This is a genomic window from Massilia sp. LXY-6 (genome assembly GCF_051233485.1).
Taxonomy (GTDB): domain Bacteria; phylum Pseudomonadota; class Gammaproteobacteria; order Burkholderiales; family Burkholderiaceae_D; genus Telluria.
The window spans coordinates 1-13,718 of sequence record NZ_JBKFGF010000055.1 but is presented as its reverse complement, the minus strand read 5'-3'; the positions used below and the strand labels follow the sequence as shown (position 1 = coordinate 13,718).

Genomic DNA, 13,718 nt, shown 5'->3' with positions numbered 1-13,718 from the left:
TACCATGTCACTGAAAACGTCAAAAGAAGTGGAAAAACCTGCCAAAAACCGCTTCGGCTTATGGCAGGCAACGATCGATTCGGCATTGAGCGACCGGCGATGGCATGCCTATGATTGCGATATACAAGCAGCTGTTAACCGCTTCAATCGCCATTTGACCGGCACCCCCAACTATTATTTTCTCGATTGGCGCCTGGTGAAAGCCATGGTATGGACGGAATCCGGCGGGCCCACCAATCGGGCTTGGAGCACTCGGCCAATCCAGATCGGCAACCCCGGGGATCCCGGTCTGCGCGCACTCTTCTCCGACAAGGAAGGAGGCCCTTTGATCCTTCCTCCAGACATGAAGGACAGGCTCACGTTGGCAAGCGCCACCGCGACTCCGCAAATGAATATTCAGGCAGGCATTGGGTATCTTCTGATGCGCTTGGCAAAATTTGGCACAGCGACTGTCACCGACGCGACCGACAACAAGGTGTATGAAATAGCCGCCAAGCCCGGCGACACGTTCGAAAGAATCGCTCGTACAAACAGGACCACGGTCGATACGCTAAAAACCTTGAACAAGAACATGTTAACTTTGCGTCCCGGTCAAACCCTCAGGTTTCAGAAAGCCTCGGTTCGAAAAGTAATCACCCGATGGGACCCGCCAACGCCAAGAAATATCGCGGCACGCTATAACGTGGGTGATCCGGACTATGCAAGAAAGCTTGAATACTGCCTTTCCGTCATCCGCAAGGCCCAGGAGGAAACCGCATGCGCACAATAACGCTTCTCTCAACCCTCGCCATCGGCAGCTTGTTCGCACACCTCCATGCCGAGCCCCTTCCATTGACGGGACATTTCGTCGGCTCCGGACGCGCCTGCTACGGCACGCTGGAAATAGCCAGGGAATCGATCTCGTGGAACACTGCCTTCAGCCGATGCAAGGCACACCCTTTCCGTCTGGTGGAAGACGAGCAAGCCGGCGCAAAACGACGGCTTACCTTCGAATTCAGTGGAACCGCATCCGCATGTCGCTTTGGTGTCATCTCGTTGACCCATGATGAACACAGCGGCGAGGATACCGGATGGGAAGCCACGGGCTACGCCGACCTTGCCAGCTACCAGGCGGACAAGCGCAGCGGCTACACGAGTAACGCGCCGGACATGATGTCCTGCGCGCTGGTCCGCGCTCCTGCACCGGACGGCAAGCGGCAAACCAGGTAATCCGGCTTACTTCTGCAGCACCCCAGCCTTCGCAATCGCCGCCGCATTCGGCAGGCGCTCCACCTGCCAGCAGGTCTCGATCAGCTTGCGGACCTGGGCCGCCGGCAGCACGGCGTCGGCCAGGTCGGTGAACTTGGCTTCCAGCTGCTGGTCCGTCATCGGCACCTCGACGCTGCCGATCGCATGCTCGATGTGCTTGTGCAACGTGCGGCCGTCCTTGAGCGTGATCGTCATGTCCACCTGCTCGGGCTTCACCGAGGGATCGACGATGGCGCTGACGCGGTCGCGCAGGGCGATCACCTGCGGATCGCGCACCGCGCGGTCGCTGTACTGCTTCTCGCCCGCCGCGCCTTCGATGATCGCCACCGCCACCGAGTGGTAGACGCTGAACTTGCCTTCCAGGCCGATCTGCGGCGTCTTCTTGCCGGTCAGCTCGAGCACCAACGGATGCACCTTCAGGTCGATACGGGCGATCTGGTCGGCGGTCAGCCGGTTCTCGTTGCGCAGCTGGATCGCCGCGTCGATCGCGGGATGGATCACGATGCCGCAAGCGAAGGGTTTATAGGTGTTGAGGGCCGCTTCGTAGCGCTGTCCGAGTCCCTCGGTGATCTGGCGGTAATCTTGCTTGGTGCTGATGGTGTTGGCCCATCCGCGCTTGGCTTCGATCATGCCTTCCGAACTGGTGTAGTTCTTCGATGCGAGCAGCGCCGCGAACAGGCCGTTGCTGGCCGCGCGCCCCGGGTTGAAGCTCTTGTTCATCGAACCGAAGGATTCGCGCAGGCCGACCGGCTGCGAGGCGGCCAGGCCCAGCGCCCAGACCATCTGCTGCTCGCTCAGCCCGAGCAGTTTGCCGGCCGCGGCGGCCGCGCCGAACACGCCGGCGGTGCCGGTGATGTGCCAGCCCACGTCGTAATGGTTCGGGTACACCGCATTGCCGATGCGGCATTCGGTCTCGATACCCAGCACCAGGGCATTCAGGAAGTCCTTGCCGCTCACCGGGTGGTACTCGGACAGCGCCAGGATCGCGGAGGCCACCGGGCCGGCCGGATGGATGATGGTCTTCAGATGGGTATCGTCGAAGTCGAAGATATGGCTGCTGACGCCGTTCACGAAGGCGGCATTCATGATGTCGAAACGGTCGCGGCGGCCCAGCAGGCTGGCCTGGGCCGGACCCGAGAACGGGGCCAGCGCGGCCACCGCGCGGTCGACCGTTTCATGGTGCGAGCCGCCCACGGCCACGCCGATCCAGTTCAGCAGCGTGCGCGTGCCCTCCTTGCGCACGTTCGCCGGCAGGTCCTCGTACCGGGCACCGACGATGTAGCGTGCCAGGGTGCGCGTCACGCCCTGTGCGGCCGGGCCGGACGCGGACGCTTTATCGTCGGCAGCGCCGGACGGCATCGCGAGTGCAGGCGCGATGGCGCCGGCGATCGATGCGGCGGCGCCCGCCCTGAGGAAGTTGCGGCGATTGGTGGTGCGCATGAATTCGTCTCCATGGATGAGGTATTGGTGTCGAGCCATCATGCATGAGCGGTGTTAGTATGTGAAATGCAAAATTCTTAGCAATTAATGCATGTCCAACATGAATCTCGACCTCGGCGACCTGCGCGCGTTCGTCGCGGTCGCCGAGCGCGGCAGCTTCCACGCCGCGGCAAGCGACATCCACCTGTCCCAGCCGGCGCTGTCGCGCAGGGTGGCGAAACTCGAAGCCACCCTCGGCGTCAGGCTGCTCGAGCGCACGACACGCAAGGTCGAACTGACGACGGTCGGGCGCGACTTCGCGCGCAAGGCCCGCGAGCTGCTGTACGGACTGGACCAGTCGCTGCTGGGAATCGGCGCGATCGCCGAACGCATGAGCGGCGAGGTCACGATTGCCTGCGTGCCGTCGGCGGTGCGCTACTTCCTGCCGGAGGTGCTGCGGCGCTACCACACGATGTATCCGCGCATCCTGCTGCGCGTAACGGACGAAGGCGCCGGCGATGTGCTCTCGAGCGTGGCGCGCAGCGAGGCCGACTTCGGCATCAACTACATCGGCGCGCACGAGCCGAACATCGAGTTCGAGCCGGTGCTGAAGGAATCGTTCGTGGTCGCCTGCCGCAAGGACCATGCGCTGGCCAAGCGTAAAAAAGTGACCTGGGCCGAGCTCGGGAAATACGATTACATGACGGTGGCGAAGGAAAGCGGCAACCGCTTCCTGCTCGACCTGGCGCTGGCGGAAACGCCGGCCCGGCCGCGCTCGTTCTGCGAGGTGCGCCATGTGATGACGGTGGTCGGCCTGGTCGAGGCAGGCCTGGGCATCGCGGCCGTGCCGCAGCTGGCCATGCCGCAGGGCGAACACCCGACACTGGTCAGCATCCCTCTGGTGGAGCCTGCCGTCACGCGCACCGTCGGCCTGCTCCGGCGCCGCGGGATCGCCCTGTCGCCGGCGGCGCAGCAGCTGTACGACATGGTGCTGGCGCAGGGGTCAAAGTAGGGGTCAGAGTCCGGTGTTGCTTTTAAAAGGACTCTGACCCCGGTGTTCAGCCGCTGCGCTAAAATCGCCCCATGTCCTTGCCCACCGATCCCCGCTTCTCCCAGCCCGGCCACCCGCCCGCTACCATCACCGAATTCGAGGGCGTCCGCTCGCTCCACCTCGGCACCTCCTGGGTGCAGGGTTCGATGCGCCTGGCGCGCCCGGATGCGATCGAGCTCGAATACGTGCAGATGATGATGATGTGGATGCTGTTCGTGCAGCAGCCGCGCCGCATCGTGCAGCTGGGCCTGGGCAGCGCCGCGCTCACCAAGTTCTGCCACCAGAAATTCCCCGACGCACGGGTGACGGCGGCCGAACTGAATCCGAACGTGATCGCGATCTGCCATGCGTATTTCGGCCTGCCGCCGAACGACGCGCGCCTGGACGTGCGCGAGATGGATGCCCTCGACTTCGTGATGGACCCGGCCAACCACGGCACGGTCGACGTGCTGCAGGTCGACCTGTACGACGAGGAGGCGCGCGGCCCGGTGCTCGACACCCCCGAGTTCTACCGCGCCTGCGCCGACTGCCTTCGCGATGGCGGTGTCATGACCGCCAACGTGTTCGGCGACTTCATCAACTACGACAAGAACCTGCAGGCGATGGAGCAGGCTTTCGACGCCGTGGTCTGGCTGCCCGAGGTCCACGACGCCAACATCGTCGTGGTCGCCTTCAAGCAGGCTCCCGAGCTCGATTTCTCGGTCCTGTACGAACGCGCCGCCGGGATCAAGCGGCGCTATAACCTGCCGGCCAAGAACTGGGTCAACGGCTTGAAGGAGTGGATGCGGGATCACCTGGATTGACGGCACCCGCCTCGGCCTTTCATCAGCGCCGCTCGCGCCACCACAGACCCAGCATCGCCAGCGCGAACACGAGGCCGAACGGCCAGGCGGGCAGGCTGCGCACAGCGCCCGCCGCGGGCGCGGGCGTGCGGGCCGCATAACGCGCGGTGGCCTCGCGGCGCTGGGCGCGCTGCCACAGGGCCCAGTCGCCGTCCGCATAGACGTAGACCGCAGCGTCGGCCGCGCGGCCGGCCGGCGATTGCGAACGGACGTCCAGCCAGCCGGCCCGCTTCGGCCACACCGCCACGCAGGCAGCATCGACGCGTTCGGGGCGGCGCTGCCACGGCAGCGTCAGCGCCAGCCCGGGGAAGCCGGCATTTCCACCCTTGGCCAGCGCCTCGCCGCGTGCGCACACTTCCAGGCGCTGGCCCGGCAGCGGCAGCTCTTCCGGATCGAGCCATGCCAGGTCCTCGCCATGCCGCACGCGCAGGCGGTCGAGCACCTCCTGCCACCACAGCGCCAGCGCGCGCGGCTCTTCGATCGCATGGCGGTGCCAGCCGCCCACGCCCAGCCAGGCGATGCGGCCCTTGCGCCAGTCGCGGGTCCACAGTCCGTCCGCTCCCAGCCATTCGCCGGAACGCGCCTGCGCCGGGTTCAGGCCGCCCGACGCCATCGGCAGCCGCGCGCCGATGGTTTTATCCGCCGGTTGCGGCGCCAGGTGCAAGCCCACGCTGCGCGACCAGACGCCCGGATCGCCCGCGTTCGCGCCCAGCACCAGCAACGGCGCGCCCTCGGCCACCCTGGCCAGCAGCGCCGCGCGGGCAGGCTCGCCGGCACGCTCGAACCAGGCGGCGTCGACGATATCCAGGTCTGGCGCCCTCATCTCGGCGCGTGCACTTTCGCTGCGCCGCAGGTTCTTGCCCAGCTCGACCTGCCAGTCGATCACGGCATTGCTGGCGGCCAGCAGGTCGTCCAGCGTGCGCAGGTCGAAGGACGGCGCGCCGAAGCGCCCGCGCACCTGCAACGGGGAGGGCTCGGCCACGGTCACCGGCACCGGCCCCTGGTCGACCACCTTGCCCGCCGCATCCAGCAGGCGCGCCTTCAGGACCAGGCGCTCGGCCAGCGGCGGCAGCCACTGCACGGACAGCGGCCCCTCTCCCTTGCTCTCGGCCAGCACTTCGTCGTTCTCGGCCAGCAGCTGGAGCCGGCCCGGCGCCTGCCAGGAGCGGTCCAGCGTCAGGGTAAAGATGCGACCCAGGGCGATCGTGCACGGGAAGTCCAGCCGGATCACCGGCGTGGCCGGCACGGTCCAGGCCAGCGGACGCGCCGGCAGGTCGTCCCACTCGGCGGCGCGCAGGCCGTCACCGTCCAGCGTCAGGGCGCGTACGCCGTCCAGCGAGGCCGGCGGCTTGGCCACCGACAGCGCGAGCGTGCCGCCGGCGTCGCCGGGCAGCGTCACATTGCCGACCGCGCCGGCCAACGCAAGGCCCGCCAGCGCGGCCAGCAGCAGGTCGATCCAGCGCCGGCGCACAGCGTAGGCCAGTGCGCTGAGTATTCCGATCGCCAGGGCGAGCATGCCGAGCGTATTCATTGCACCCCTCCCCGCACGGCGCGCTCGAAGCGCGTCTCGACCTTCGGCGTGGCTTGCAGCAGCACGGGGGCGTCATGCACGGCGCCGCGCAGCCAGGCGCGCAGCACCGGGCGGCAGGCCAGGCAGCCGTCGGTCACGTCCTGGATCGCGCGCTGGGCCGCCAGGCGCTGTTCGTCGGCGCCGATGCGCGCGCGCACCCAGTCGTGCGCGGTGCGCGTCCACAGGCTCGGGAGCGGACCGTCGCCGGCCAGGGCCCGCACCAGGTCGCGCAAGCCGGCCGGCACACCGTCCGGGGCTGCCGACTGCTCGCGGCGCTTGCTGGCGGCACCCGCCATGTCACCCGTCATGCGCTTGTCCTCCTTGATCGGCGGCGGCGCGAACGCCGTCTTGTGCAGGTAGATGCGTTCGGACTGCTGCAATTCCTTGATTGCATCGAGCGCCTTGTGCTCCGGCGGCAGCGCCGTCTTCGGGGTGAGCGCACGCAGCGCGTTCTCGGCATCCCACATCGCGCTCAGCGCGCGCCGCAGGACCTTCTTGGTGGCGTCGTCGAACAGGGTCGCATTCTCGGCCTGGTCGTGGGCATGGCCGAACTCGTGCAGCACGTCCTGCGGCTTGTTGTTTCCACCACCGCCGTGGTCGTCGTCGTGCTCGTCCTTGCCGAACAGCGTCGATTCCTCGCCCAGGAACTGGCCGTAGCGGCGCCGCAGCGCGGCCTGGTCGGCGGCAATCGCTTCGCTGCGCTCGCGCACGCTGGCCGCATCCATTTTCTTTACGCGCATGTCGCCTACGCGCATGTCGACAATCAGCTGCTCCGTGTCGATGATGATCTGGCGCTGGCTGCGCAGGCTCTCGGGCTTGACCATCACCGGCAGCGCCGACACCTGCTCGTCCTCCTCGGCGGGTGGGGCCGGCAGCCGTAGCGTGTAGGTCGGCGATTGCACCGTGTGCGGCCTGGCGGCGTTGTCGGTGGCGCGGACAAAAAAGTAGAGCTCGTCACCCGGCTCCATGCCGAGGTCGGCAAGCGTCCAGTTTTTGGCCCAGTCGCGCCGGCGCGGGTCGCGGCCAGCCGGGATCGGCATCTCGCGGTCGCTGAAGCGGATGTTCTCGCCGCTGCCGCGCGCCAGGGTGAGGTGCAGGGTCGCCTGCTTCACCTGGTAGTCGTCGCGCACCGAGATCGCCATCGCGGCTTGCGTGGCGTCGCGCGCCAGTTCCTTGATGATCTCGTTCGGCTGGGTGACCACGATCTCGGGCGCCCCGTCCGGCAGCACCTTCAAGGTGTAGCGGGCGCCGCGCCAGCGCCAGAAGATCGATTCGGTGGCGGTCCAGCGCGCGCACTCCCTGCCTGGGTGTAATAGCTGGCCGTCGCTCAGTTCGATCGTCTCGGTATCTGCCGCCGGCTGCTTCTGGCACCATTCGACCACGGTCTGTTCCGGCGCCTGCAGGTCGCGCGGCGCCGAGCTCGATGCTTCCACACCCGTGTAACGCGGCGGCGTGAGCTTGACGGTCAGCTCGGCGGCGACGGCAGCGGGAGCTGGCTTCGTCATGGCCGGCAGACCACTCCCAGCCGGCCGGCCACCATGCGGCAGCAGCGCCGAGCCCCAGGCCAGCGCCGCCAGCGCCAGGTTCCCCGCCAGCCAGGGCAGGCCCGGGCGCGCGCGTTCGCGCACGATCACGCGCACGCGCGCCCCGGTGAGGCTGGCTTCGATGCGTGCCAGCAGGCGCCGGCGCTGCAGTTGCGCCACTGGCGATTCGGCCCGCAGCAGCAGCGCGGCGCTGTCTTCCAGTTCCGGCAGCGCGGCGTCGAGCCAGGCGGCCCAGTGGCGGTCCACGCGCTGCTTCAGACGCAGCCCATCCCAGGCGCAGAACGCCGACCAGGCCAGCAGGCCGGGACCGGAGCGCAGCAGCAGCCAGGGCACGGCACCGCTCAGCCACAGGCCGGCGCGGCGCAGCAGCGCGGCACGCCAGAGGCGCGCGAAGAGGTCAGCGCCGGCGGACATGGGTCAACATCCTTTCAAGAGCAAACAGGACCAGCAGCGCGGTGGCCAGCGCATCGCGCAGGGCGCCGCCATCCGGTCCTGCCGGCGCACGTGCATCGACGACCGGCGCCTGCGGCGGCGCGGTGTGGGGCGCGACGCCGACATGCAGGCGCTGCCAGGTGTCGAACATCGTGCGCACTTCGGCAGCGTCGCGCGGCGGCAGCCACGCTGCGCTCCACAGGCGTCCGCGCGGGCTGTCCAGCGCATTGACCGGACCATGCAGGCCATCGGTTTGCGGCACCTTCGCCAGTTCCGGAAAGGCGGACGCGTCGGCCACCCACCACAGCGGCGCGCGCAGGCCGGCCGGCGGAGACTGCGGCAGGTCCCAGATCACCAGCCCGGTCTTTGCGCCGGCCTGCTCGTCGAATACGTAACGCTGCGGCTCGCCGAGCGCGGCAAACAGCTTGCGCCATTCCCCGGCACGTTGGCTGTACACCGCCACGTGGTGCGCGAACGGCGCCGGCAAGGCCGCCTGGCTGCGCACCGTCACCGCATGGCGCAGGCGCGGCAGCGCGGCCGGCATCGCGACGTCACCGACCAGCAGCAGGTGTGCCTGCGGCGCGAATTCGCGCTCGTGCTCGTGCAGCCAGCGGTAGGCGTCGCGGCCCGGCAGATCGATGCGTCGTGCCTCCGCCAGGCCGGCCTCGCGCAGCTGTTTGCCGACGAAGGCCGGGTCGGTGCCCGGCACTACCAGCACGCTGTCGCCGCGCCAGGGCAGCACCGGGTCAGCCAGCAGGGCGATCAGGCCGGCCAGCAGCAGGCAGCGCAACAGCAGCAGGAGCAGGTCGCGCCAGCGCCACACGCGCAGCTGCACCGGTTCTGACTGCGGCAGGAAGCGCGCCGTCGCCAGCGGCGCGGCGCGCGTCTGTTCGCGCTTCTGCCGGTGCCACAGGATCGGCAACAGCAGGACCGGCAGCGCCCACCACCAGAGGCTCGTCATCAGCGGCCTCCCCACGTGCGTAGCCACGCGCGCAAGACCTCGCCGGGCGCGCGTTCGATCGGCGCCGCCACGTAGGGCACATCGTGCGCGCGGCATTCCTGCGCGACCATGGCGAAATATTCTTCACGCCGGCGCGCATATTCGGCACGCGCTTCGCGCCCGAAGCGGAACAGCTTGCCGTCCCCTTCCGGATCGCGCCATGCCGTCGAGGCGTCGAAATCCGCCGCGATCTCGGCCTCGGTCTGCAGGCACAGCGCGCGCACGTCGTGGCGCATGCCGCGCAAGCGGAGCATCGCTTCCGACAGCGGCGACGGCCACTCCAGAAAATCGCCGGCCACGCACACCACGCTGGGCGCGCGCGCGAAGTGCAGGCTGGCGCGCAGCACCTCACTGCCGGGCAGCGTGCCGGCGGCGTCGATCCGCTCCAGCTGGGACAACACGCGCTGGAGCTGGCGCGGACCGCGCGCGGCCGGGGTGAAGTGGGCGCGCTCGCCCTGGCAGACCAGCAGGCCGAACGCATCGCCCTGGCGCTGCGCGATGGCGCCCACGCAGCCCAGCAGCAGGCGTGCGTAGCGGAGTTTGTCGAGTCCTTCGATGCTGCGGCTCGGTTCCTGCATCGATGCGGTGGCGTCCAGCACCAGCCAGACCGCGACATGGCTGTCGCGCTCGGCCTCGCGCACATAGTAGCGGTCGGCACGCGCCATCAACTTCCAGTCGACGCGGCGCCACTCGTCCCCGGGCGCGTAGGCCCGGTATTCCGAGAACTCGACCCCGGCGCCGCGCTCGCGGCCGGCGTGGATGCCGTGACCCAGCCCCGCCAGCACGTGGCGGATCGCGAGGTCGAGTTTTCCCGTGTGCGCCGCCAGCGCGGCACTAGCCAATGCTGCCACTTAGTCGATCCGGACTTCGTTGCGCAGCGCGGCGAGGATATCGGCGATGGCGATGCCGTCCGCCTCCGCCTCGAAATTGCGCAGCACGCGGTGGGCCAGCACCGGCAGCAGCATCGCGCCAATGTCCTCGCGGGTGACCGCCAGGCGGCCGTGCATCAGCGCGCGGGCTTTCGAGGCCAGCACCAGTGCCTGGCCGGCGCGCGGGCCGGCGCCCCAGCCGATGTGCTTGCGGATCGCCTCGACCGTAGACTCCCCCGGGCGGGTGGCGCGCACCAAGCGCGTCGCGTAGCGCAGCATGGGGTCGGCGATCTCGATGTCGCGCACCAGCTGCTGCAGGCGAAGCAGGGACTCCAGCGTCATCGCCGGCTCGGCATCGGCCAGCCCCGCATGGGTGGTGGCGCCGACCATCGCGATCTCTTCATCCTCGGTCGGATAGCCGACGTCGATGCGCAGCAGGAAGCGGTCGAGCTGGGCTTCCGGCAGCGGATAGGTGCCGGCCTGTTCGATCGGGTTCTGAGTCGCGAGCACGAAGAAGGGCCGCGGCAGTTTATGGGTCTGGCCGGCGAAGGTGACGGAACGTTCCTGCATCGCTTCCAGCAACGCCGACTGGGTCTTCGGCGGCGCGCGGTTGATCTCGTCGGCCAGCAGCACCTGGGTGAATACGGGTCCCTGCTGGAAGCGGAACACACGCTGGCGCGTGGCATGGTCTTCTTCGAGGATCTCGGTGCCGACGATATCCGAGGGCATCAGGTCGGGCGTGAACTGCACGCGCCGGAACTGCATGTCGGTGGCCTGGGCCAGCGATTTCACCAGCAGGGTTTTACCAAGCCCCGGCACGCCTTCGACCAGCGCGTGGCCGCCGGCCAGCAGGCAGCAAACCAGCAGTTCGATCACGTCCTTCTGGCCGATGATCACCTGCCCCATGCTCCTTTTCAGCTCATCGACCTTCGCCACCAGGCCGGCGATCTCGTTCTCAGTCCATGCCTCTGCCACTTGCTATGCTCCCAACGCGTATTGAATGATATTGACCGCAAAGCGGGTATTGTCGACCGCCAGCCAGCGCTTGTTGCGGAAGTCGTAGTCCCACTCGCAGCCGTAGTCCTTGTTCGAGTACAGCACGCCGATGCGGCCACCCACCTCGATGGCGCGCAGGTATTCGTGCACCAGGTCGTCGCCCCAGCCGTTCAGTTCCACCGCGGTGTTCGGCGGACCGTCGAACTTGAAGAAGCTCGAATACAGGCGGTGGCTGTTCGGGATCTTCTTCAGTGCCTTCGCCCCGAACATCCTGGCCAGCTCGGCCTCGAAGGACTTGGCGAACAGGCCGTCGATGTCGTGGTTGCAGTCGTCGACGAAGACGAAACCGCCGCCCTTCACGTAGCGCTCGAAGTTGCGGCGCTCGGCGGGCGTGAACTGCACCAGCTTGTGCCCGGCCAGGTAGCAGAACGGGGCCTGCAGCATCTTCGGGTCCGACAGGGCGATCACGCGCTCGGCCGGGTCCACCCGCAGGGTCGTGTATTCGACCAGCGAGTTGAGCACGTTGCTGGGCATGCGAATGTCCACATCCCAGTCGCCCGACTCGTACATCAGGCGCGTGAAGTAGAAGTCGTAGACCACTTAGACGGCGTCTGAAAGCGAGGTGAAGTTGAAATCGCGGATGCGCATCGGCGGAATCACCATCCGGTAGGCCACCTCGTCCGGCCCGATGATGACCGGCTTGCCCAATTCATCGACGTTGTTGAGCATCGTGATTGGACTTTCGTTGAAGCGGAAATTCTTGATCGGGTACTTGATCTTGCCGTTCTCGACATAGAAAGTGCCGTCGCGCGTCAGGCCGGTCAGCAGCACCGATTGCGGGTCGACCATGCGGATATACCAGGTACGGGTGACCACCACGCCCTTCTTCGTACTGGCGATCAGCTCTTCGAGCGACTTGCTGCCGCCAGCCATGATCATATTGCCGGCGCGCGCGGTCGGCGCCACGCCGTTCTTCTGGGCCCAGAAGCGCGAATACTCGAGGTTGGCGACCTTGCCGTCCTTGATCAGGTCGCGGCGCTGGCGTGCCAGCATCGAACCGCTGTCCCAGGGGCTGACCGGAACGTCCTTGTCCCAGGGGTCGGACCAGACGTTGACCTGTTCGTCGAACAGCTTTTCACCCAGGCGGTTGCCGCCGCCCTTCTTCGCCAGGAAGCTGCGGCCCTCGTCGGCCTGGCGCGCACCGAAGGCGCCGAACATGCGGCCCAGCAGTTCGGACGTCGCGGCCGGCTCCAGGATCACGGTGTAGCGGCCCGGTTCCAGCGCCCGGGAGTCTACCGAGCGCAGCGCCTTCTCCATGGCGACCTCGGACGCTTCGCGGGCATCGAAGCGTTTTGCGTCGCTGGCGGAGCGCGTCACCCAGCCCGAGCCGCGGCCATCCTCGGTGCGCGCGGTGCAGGTGAAATCGAGGCCGGTGAACTCGCGGTGCCCGAACAGGCCCTTCGAGTTGGCGATGGTTTCGAAGCCGGTGGTGTCGGTGAAGAAGCCGGCGGTGACCAGTTTATTCTTGCGCCCGGCCAGGATCGCGTGCGCGGCCACTTCGGCGCGGTAGTCCGGATCGATCGCGGCGGTGGCGGCGAAGTATTCACCGGTTCCTTTAAAGTCCTGCTTGCCCGGCAGCGTCACATACTCGGGGTTTTCGGGCGCCAGGCGCGCGGTGTCCTCGGCGCGGCGCACGGCCTGCTCGAGCGACTTGTCGCCGAATTCGTTGACGCTGGCCGTGCCCTGGCGCTTGCCGAAGGCGACCGTCACCGTCAGGCGCCGGTCTTCGTTCAGGCCGGCCGTGGAGACGCTGTTGCGGGCAAAACGGATGTTGCCGCTGCGGTTGCCGTTGATGGCGACGCTGCACTCATCCGCCTTCGAGAACGACAGCACGCGGTCGCAGATCCGTTTTGCTTCTTCCTGGTTCAGCTGTTTCATCTTGTCTCCCTCATCCCGCTTAGCCGATCTTGCGGCCGGTATTGATCACTTTGACGCCGTTGAAACGCGTGGTCGAGGCGCCGTGCGAGACCGCGCTGACCTGGCTGGGCTGGCCCTTGCCGTCGAAGAAGGAGCCGCTCATGCGCCAGTCGCGCTCGTCGCAGATGGCGCTGCAGGCGTTCCAGAATTCCTGGGTATTCGACTGGTAGGCCACGTCTTCCAGCATCGGGCCGATCTTGCCGTCCTTGATCTCGTAATACAGCTGGCCGCCGAACTGGAAGTTGTAGCGCTGCTGGTCGATCGAATAGGAGCCGCGGCCGAGGATGTAGATGCCCTTCTTGACGTCCTCCACCATCTGATCCGGCGTCAGTCGCTTCGATCCCGGGGCCAGCGAGACGTTCGGCATGCGCTGGAACTGCACGTTGCTCCAGCTGTCCGCGTACGAACAGCCGTGCGATTCCTTCTCGCCGATGATGTGGGCCTGGTCGCGCGTGGCCTGGTAGTTCACCAGGATGCCATCCTTGATGATGTCCCAGCGCTTCGGCTTGACGCCTTCGTCGTCGTAGCCCACCGCGCCGAGCGAGCCGGGGGTGCTCTTGTCGGCGAAGAAGTTGACCTTGTCCGCGCCGAACTTGAATGTATGGGTCTCCCACTTGTCCAGCGTGCAGAAGCTGGTGCCGGCGTAGTTGGCCTCGTAGCCCAGCACGCGGTCCAGCTCCGTCGGGTGGCCGACCGATTCGTGGATCGTCAGGAACAGGTTTTCCGGCGCGATCACGAGGTCGTACTTGCCCGGCTCGACGCTCTTGGCG

13 protein-coding genes are annotated in these 13,718 nt (G+C 67.3%); 4 read left to right on the top strand and 9 right to left on the bottom strand.

Going from position 1 to position 13,718, the window contains the following annotated elements; all coding sequences use genetic code 11:
• The first annotated feature begins 4 nt into the window (after nt 1-4).
• Complete coding sequence (locus ACI48D_RS22205) at nt 5-769, top strand: LysM peptidoglycan-binding domain-containing protein (protein WP_435573413.1); 765 nt, start codon at nt 5-7, stop codon at nt 767-769.
• Entirely contained in the window at nt 757-1,209 is a 453-nt protein-coding gene (locus tag ACI48D_RS22200; protein ID WP_435573412.1) for a hypothetical protein, read from the top strand. The genes ACI48D_RS22205 and ACI48D_RS22200 overlap by 13 nt, the downstream gene beginning before the upstream one ends.
• Before the next feature lie 6 nt (nt 1,210-1,215).
• On the opposite strand, the gene ACI48D_RS22195 is transcribed toward ACI48D_RS22200, so the two are convergent.
• Complete coding sequence (locus ACI48D_RS22195) at nt 1,216-2,688, bottom strand: MmgE/PrpD family protein (RefSeq protein WP_435573411.1); 1,473 nt, start codon at nt 2,686-2,688, stop codon at nt 1,216-1,218.
• Between the two features lie 100 nt (nt 2,689-2,788).
• Here ACI48D_RS22195 and ACI48D_RS22190 point away from each other — a divergent pair, with 100 nt between their 5' ends.
• Complete coding sequence (locus ACI48D_RS22190) at nt 2,789-3,679, top strand: LysR family transcriptional regulator (protein WP_435573423.1); 891 nt, start codon at nt 2,789-2,791, stop codon at nt 3,677-3,679.
• Between the two features lie 71 nt (nt 3,680-3,750).
• Complete coding sequence (locus tag ACI48D_RS22185) at nt 3,751-4,521, top strand: spermidine synthase (RefSeq protein WP_435573410.1); 771 nt, start codon at nt 3,751-3,753, stop codon at nt 4,519-4,521.
• Between the two features lie 22 nt (nt 4,522-4,543).
• Here ACI48D_RS22185 and ACI48D_RS22180 read toward each other — a convergent pair whose 3' ends face one another.
• The 8 genes from ACI48D_RS22180 to ACI48D_RS22145 form a co-directional block, all read right to left on the bottom strand.
• Entirely contained in the window at nt 4,544-6,091 is a 1,548-nt protein-coding gene (locus ACI48D_RS22180; RefSeq protein WP_435573409.1) for a hypothetical protein, read from the bottom strand.
• On the bottom strand, nt 6,088-8,088 hold the full coding sequence (locus tag ACI48D_RS22175) for a hypothetical protein (RefSeq protein WP_435573408.1): 2,001 nt from the start codon (nt 8,086-8,088) through the stop codon (nt 6,088-6,090). Before ACI48D_RS22175 ends, ACI48D_RS22180 begins: the two co-directional genes overlap by 4 nt.
• A complete protein-coding gene (locus ACI48D_RS22170; RefSeq protein WP_435573407.1) occupies nt 8,072-9,067 on the bottom strand; it encodes a BatA domain-containing protein in 996 nt (331 codons plus the stop codon). Before ACI48D_RS22170 ends, ACI48D_RS22175 begins: the two co-directional genes overlap by 17 nt.
• Nucleotides 9,067-9,957 carry a DUF58 domain-containing protein gene (locus ACI48D_RS22165; protein ID WP_435573406.1) on the bottom strand — a complete coding sequence of 297 codons (891 nt, stop codon included), beginning with the start codon at nt 9,955-9,957 and terminating at the stop codon, nt 9,067-9,069. Before ACI48D_RS22165 ends, ACI48D_RS22170 begins: the two co-directional genes overlap by 1 nt.
• On the bottom strand, nt 9,958-10,950 hold the full coding sequence (locus ACI48D_RS22160; RefSeq protein WP_435573405.1) for an AAA family ATPase: 993 nt from the start codon (nt 10,948-10,950) through the stop codon (nt 9,958-9,960).
• 3 nt (nt 10,951-10,953) lie between these two features.
• The gene (locus tag ACI48D_RS22155) at nt 10,954-11,571 is read right to left on the bottom strand and encodes a DUF4159 domain-containing protein (RefSeq protein ID WP_435573404.1); all 618 of its coding nucleotides are present in this window, start codon (nt 11,569-11,571) and stop codon (nt 10,954-10,956) included.
• Nucleotides 11,572-12,909: a TldD/PmbA family protein gene (locus ACI48D_RS22150; protein WP_435573403.1), complete on the bottom strand. Its 1,338-nt coding sequence runs from the start codon at nt 12,907-12,909 to the stop codon at nt 11,572-11,574.
• A gap of 19 nt (nt 12,910-12,928) precedes the next feature.
• Nucleotides 12,929-13,718: TldD/PmbA family protein (locus ACI48D_RS22145; protein WP_435573402.1), on the bottom strand; the 790-nt coding region annotated here is incomplete at its 5' end.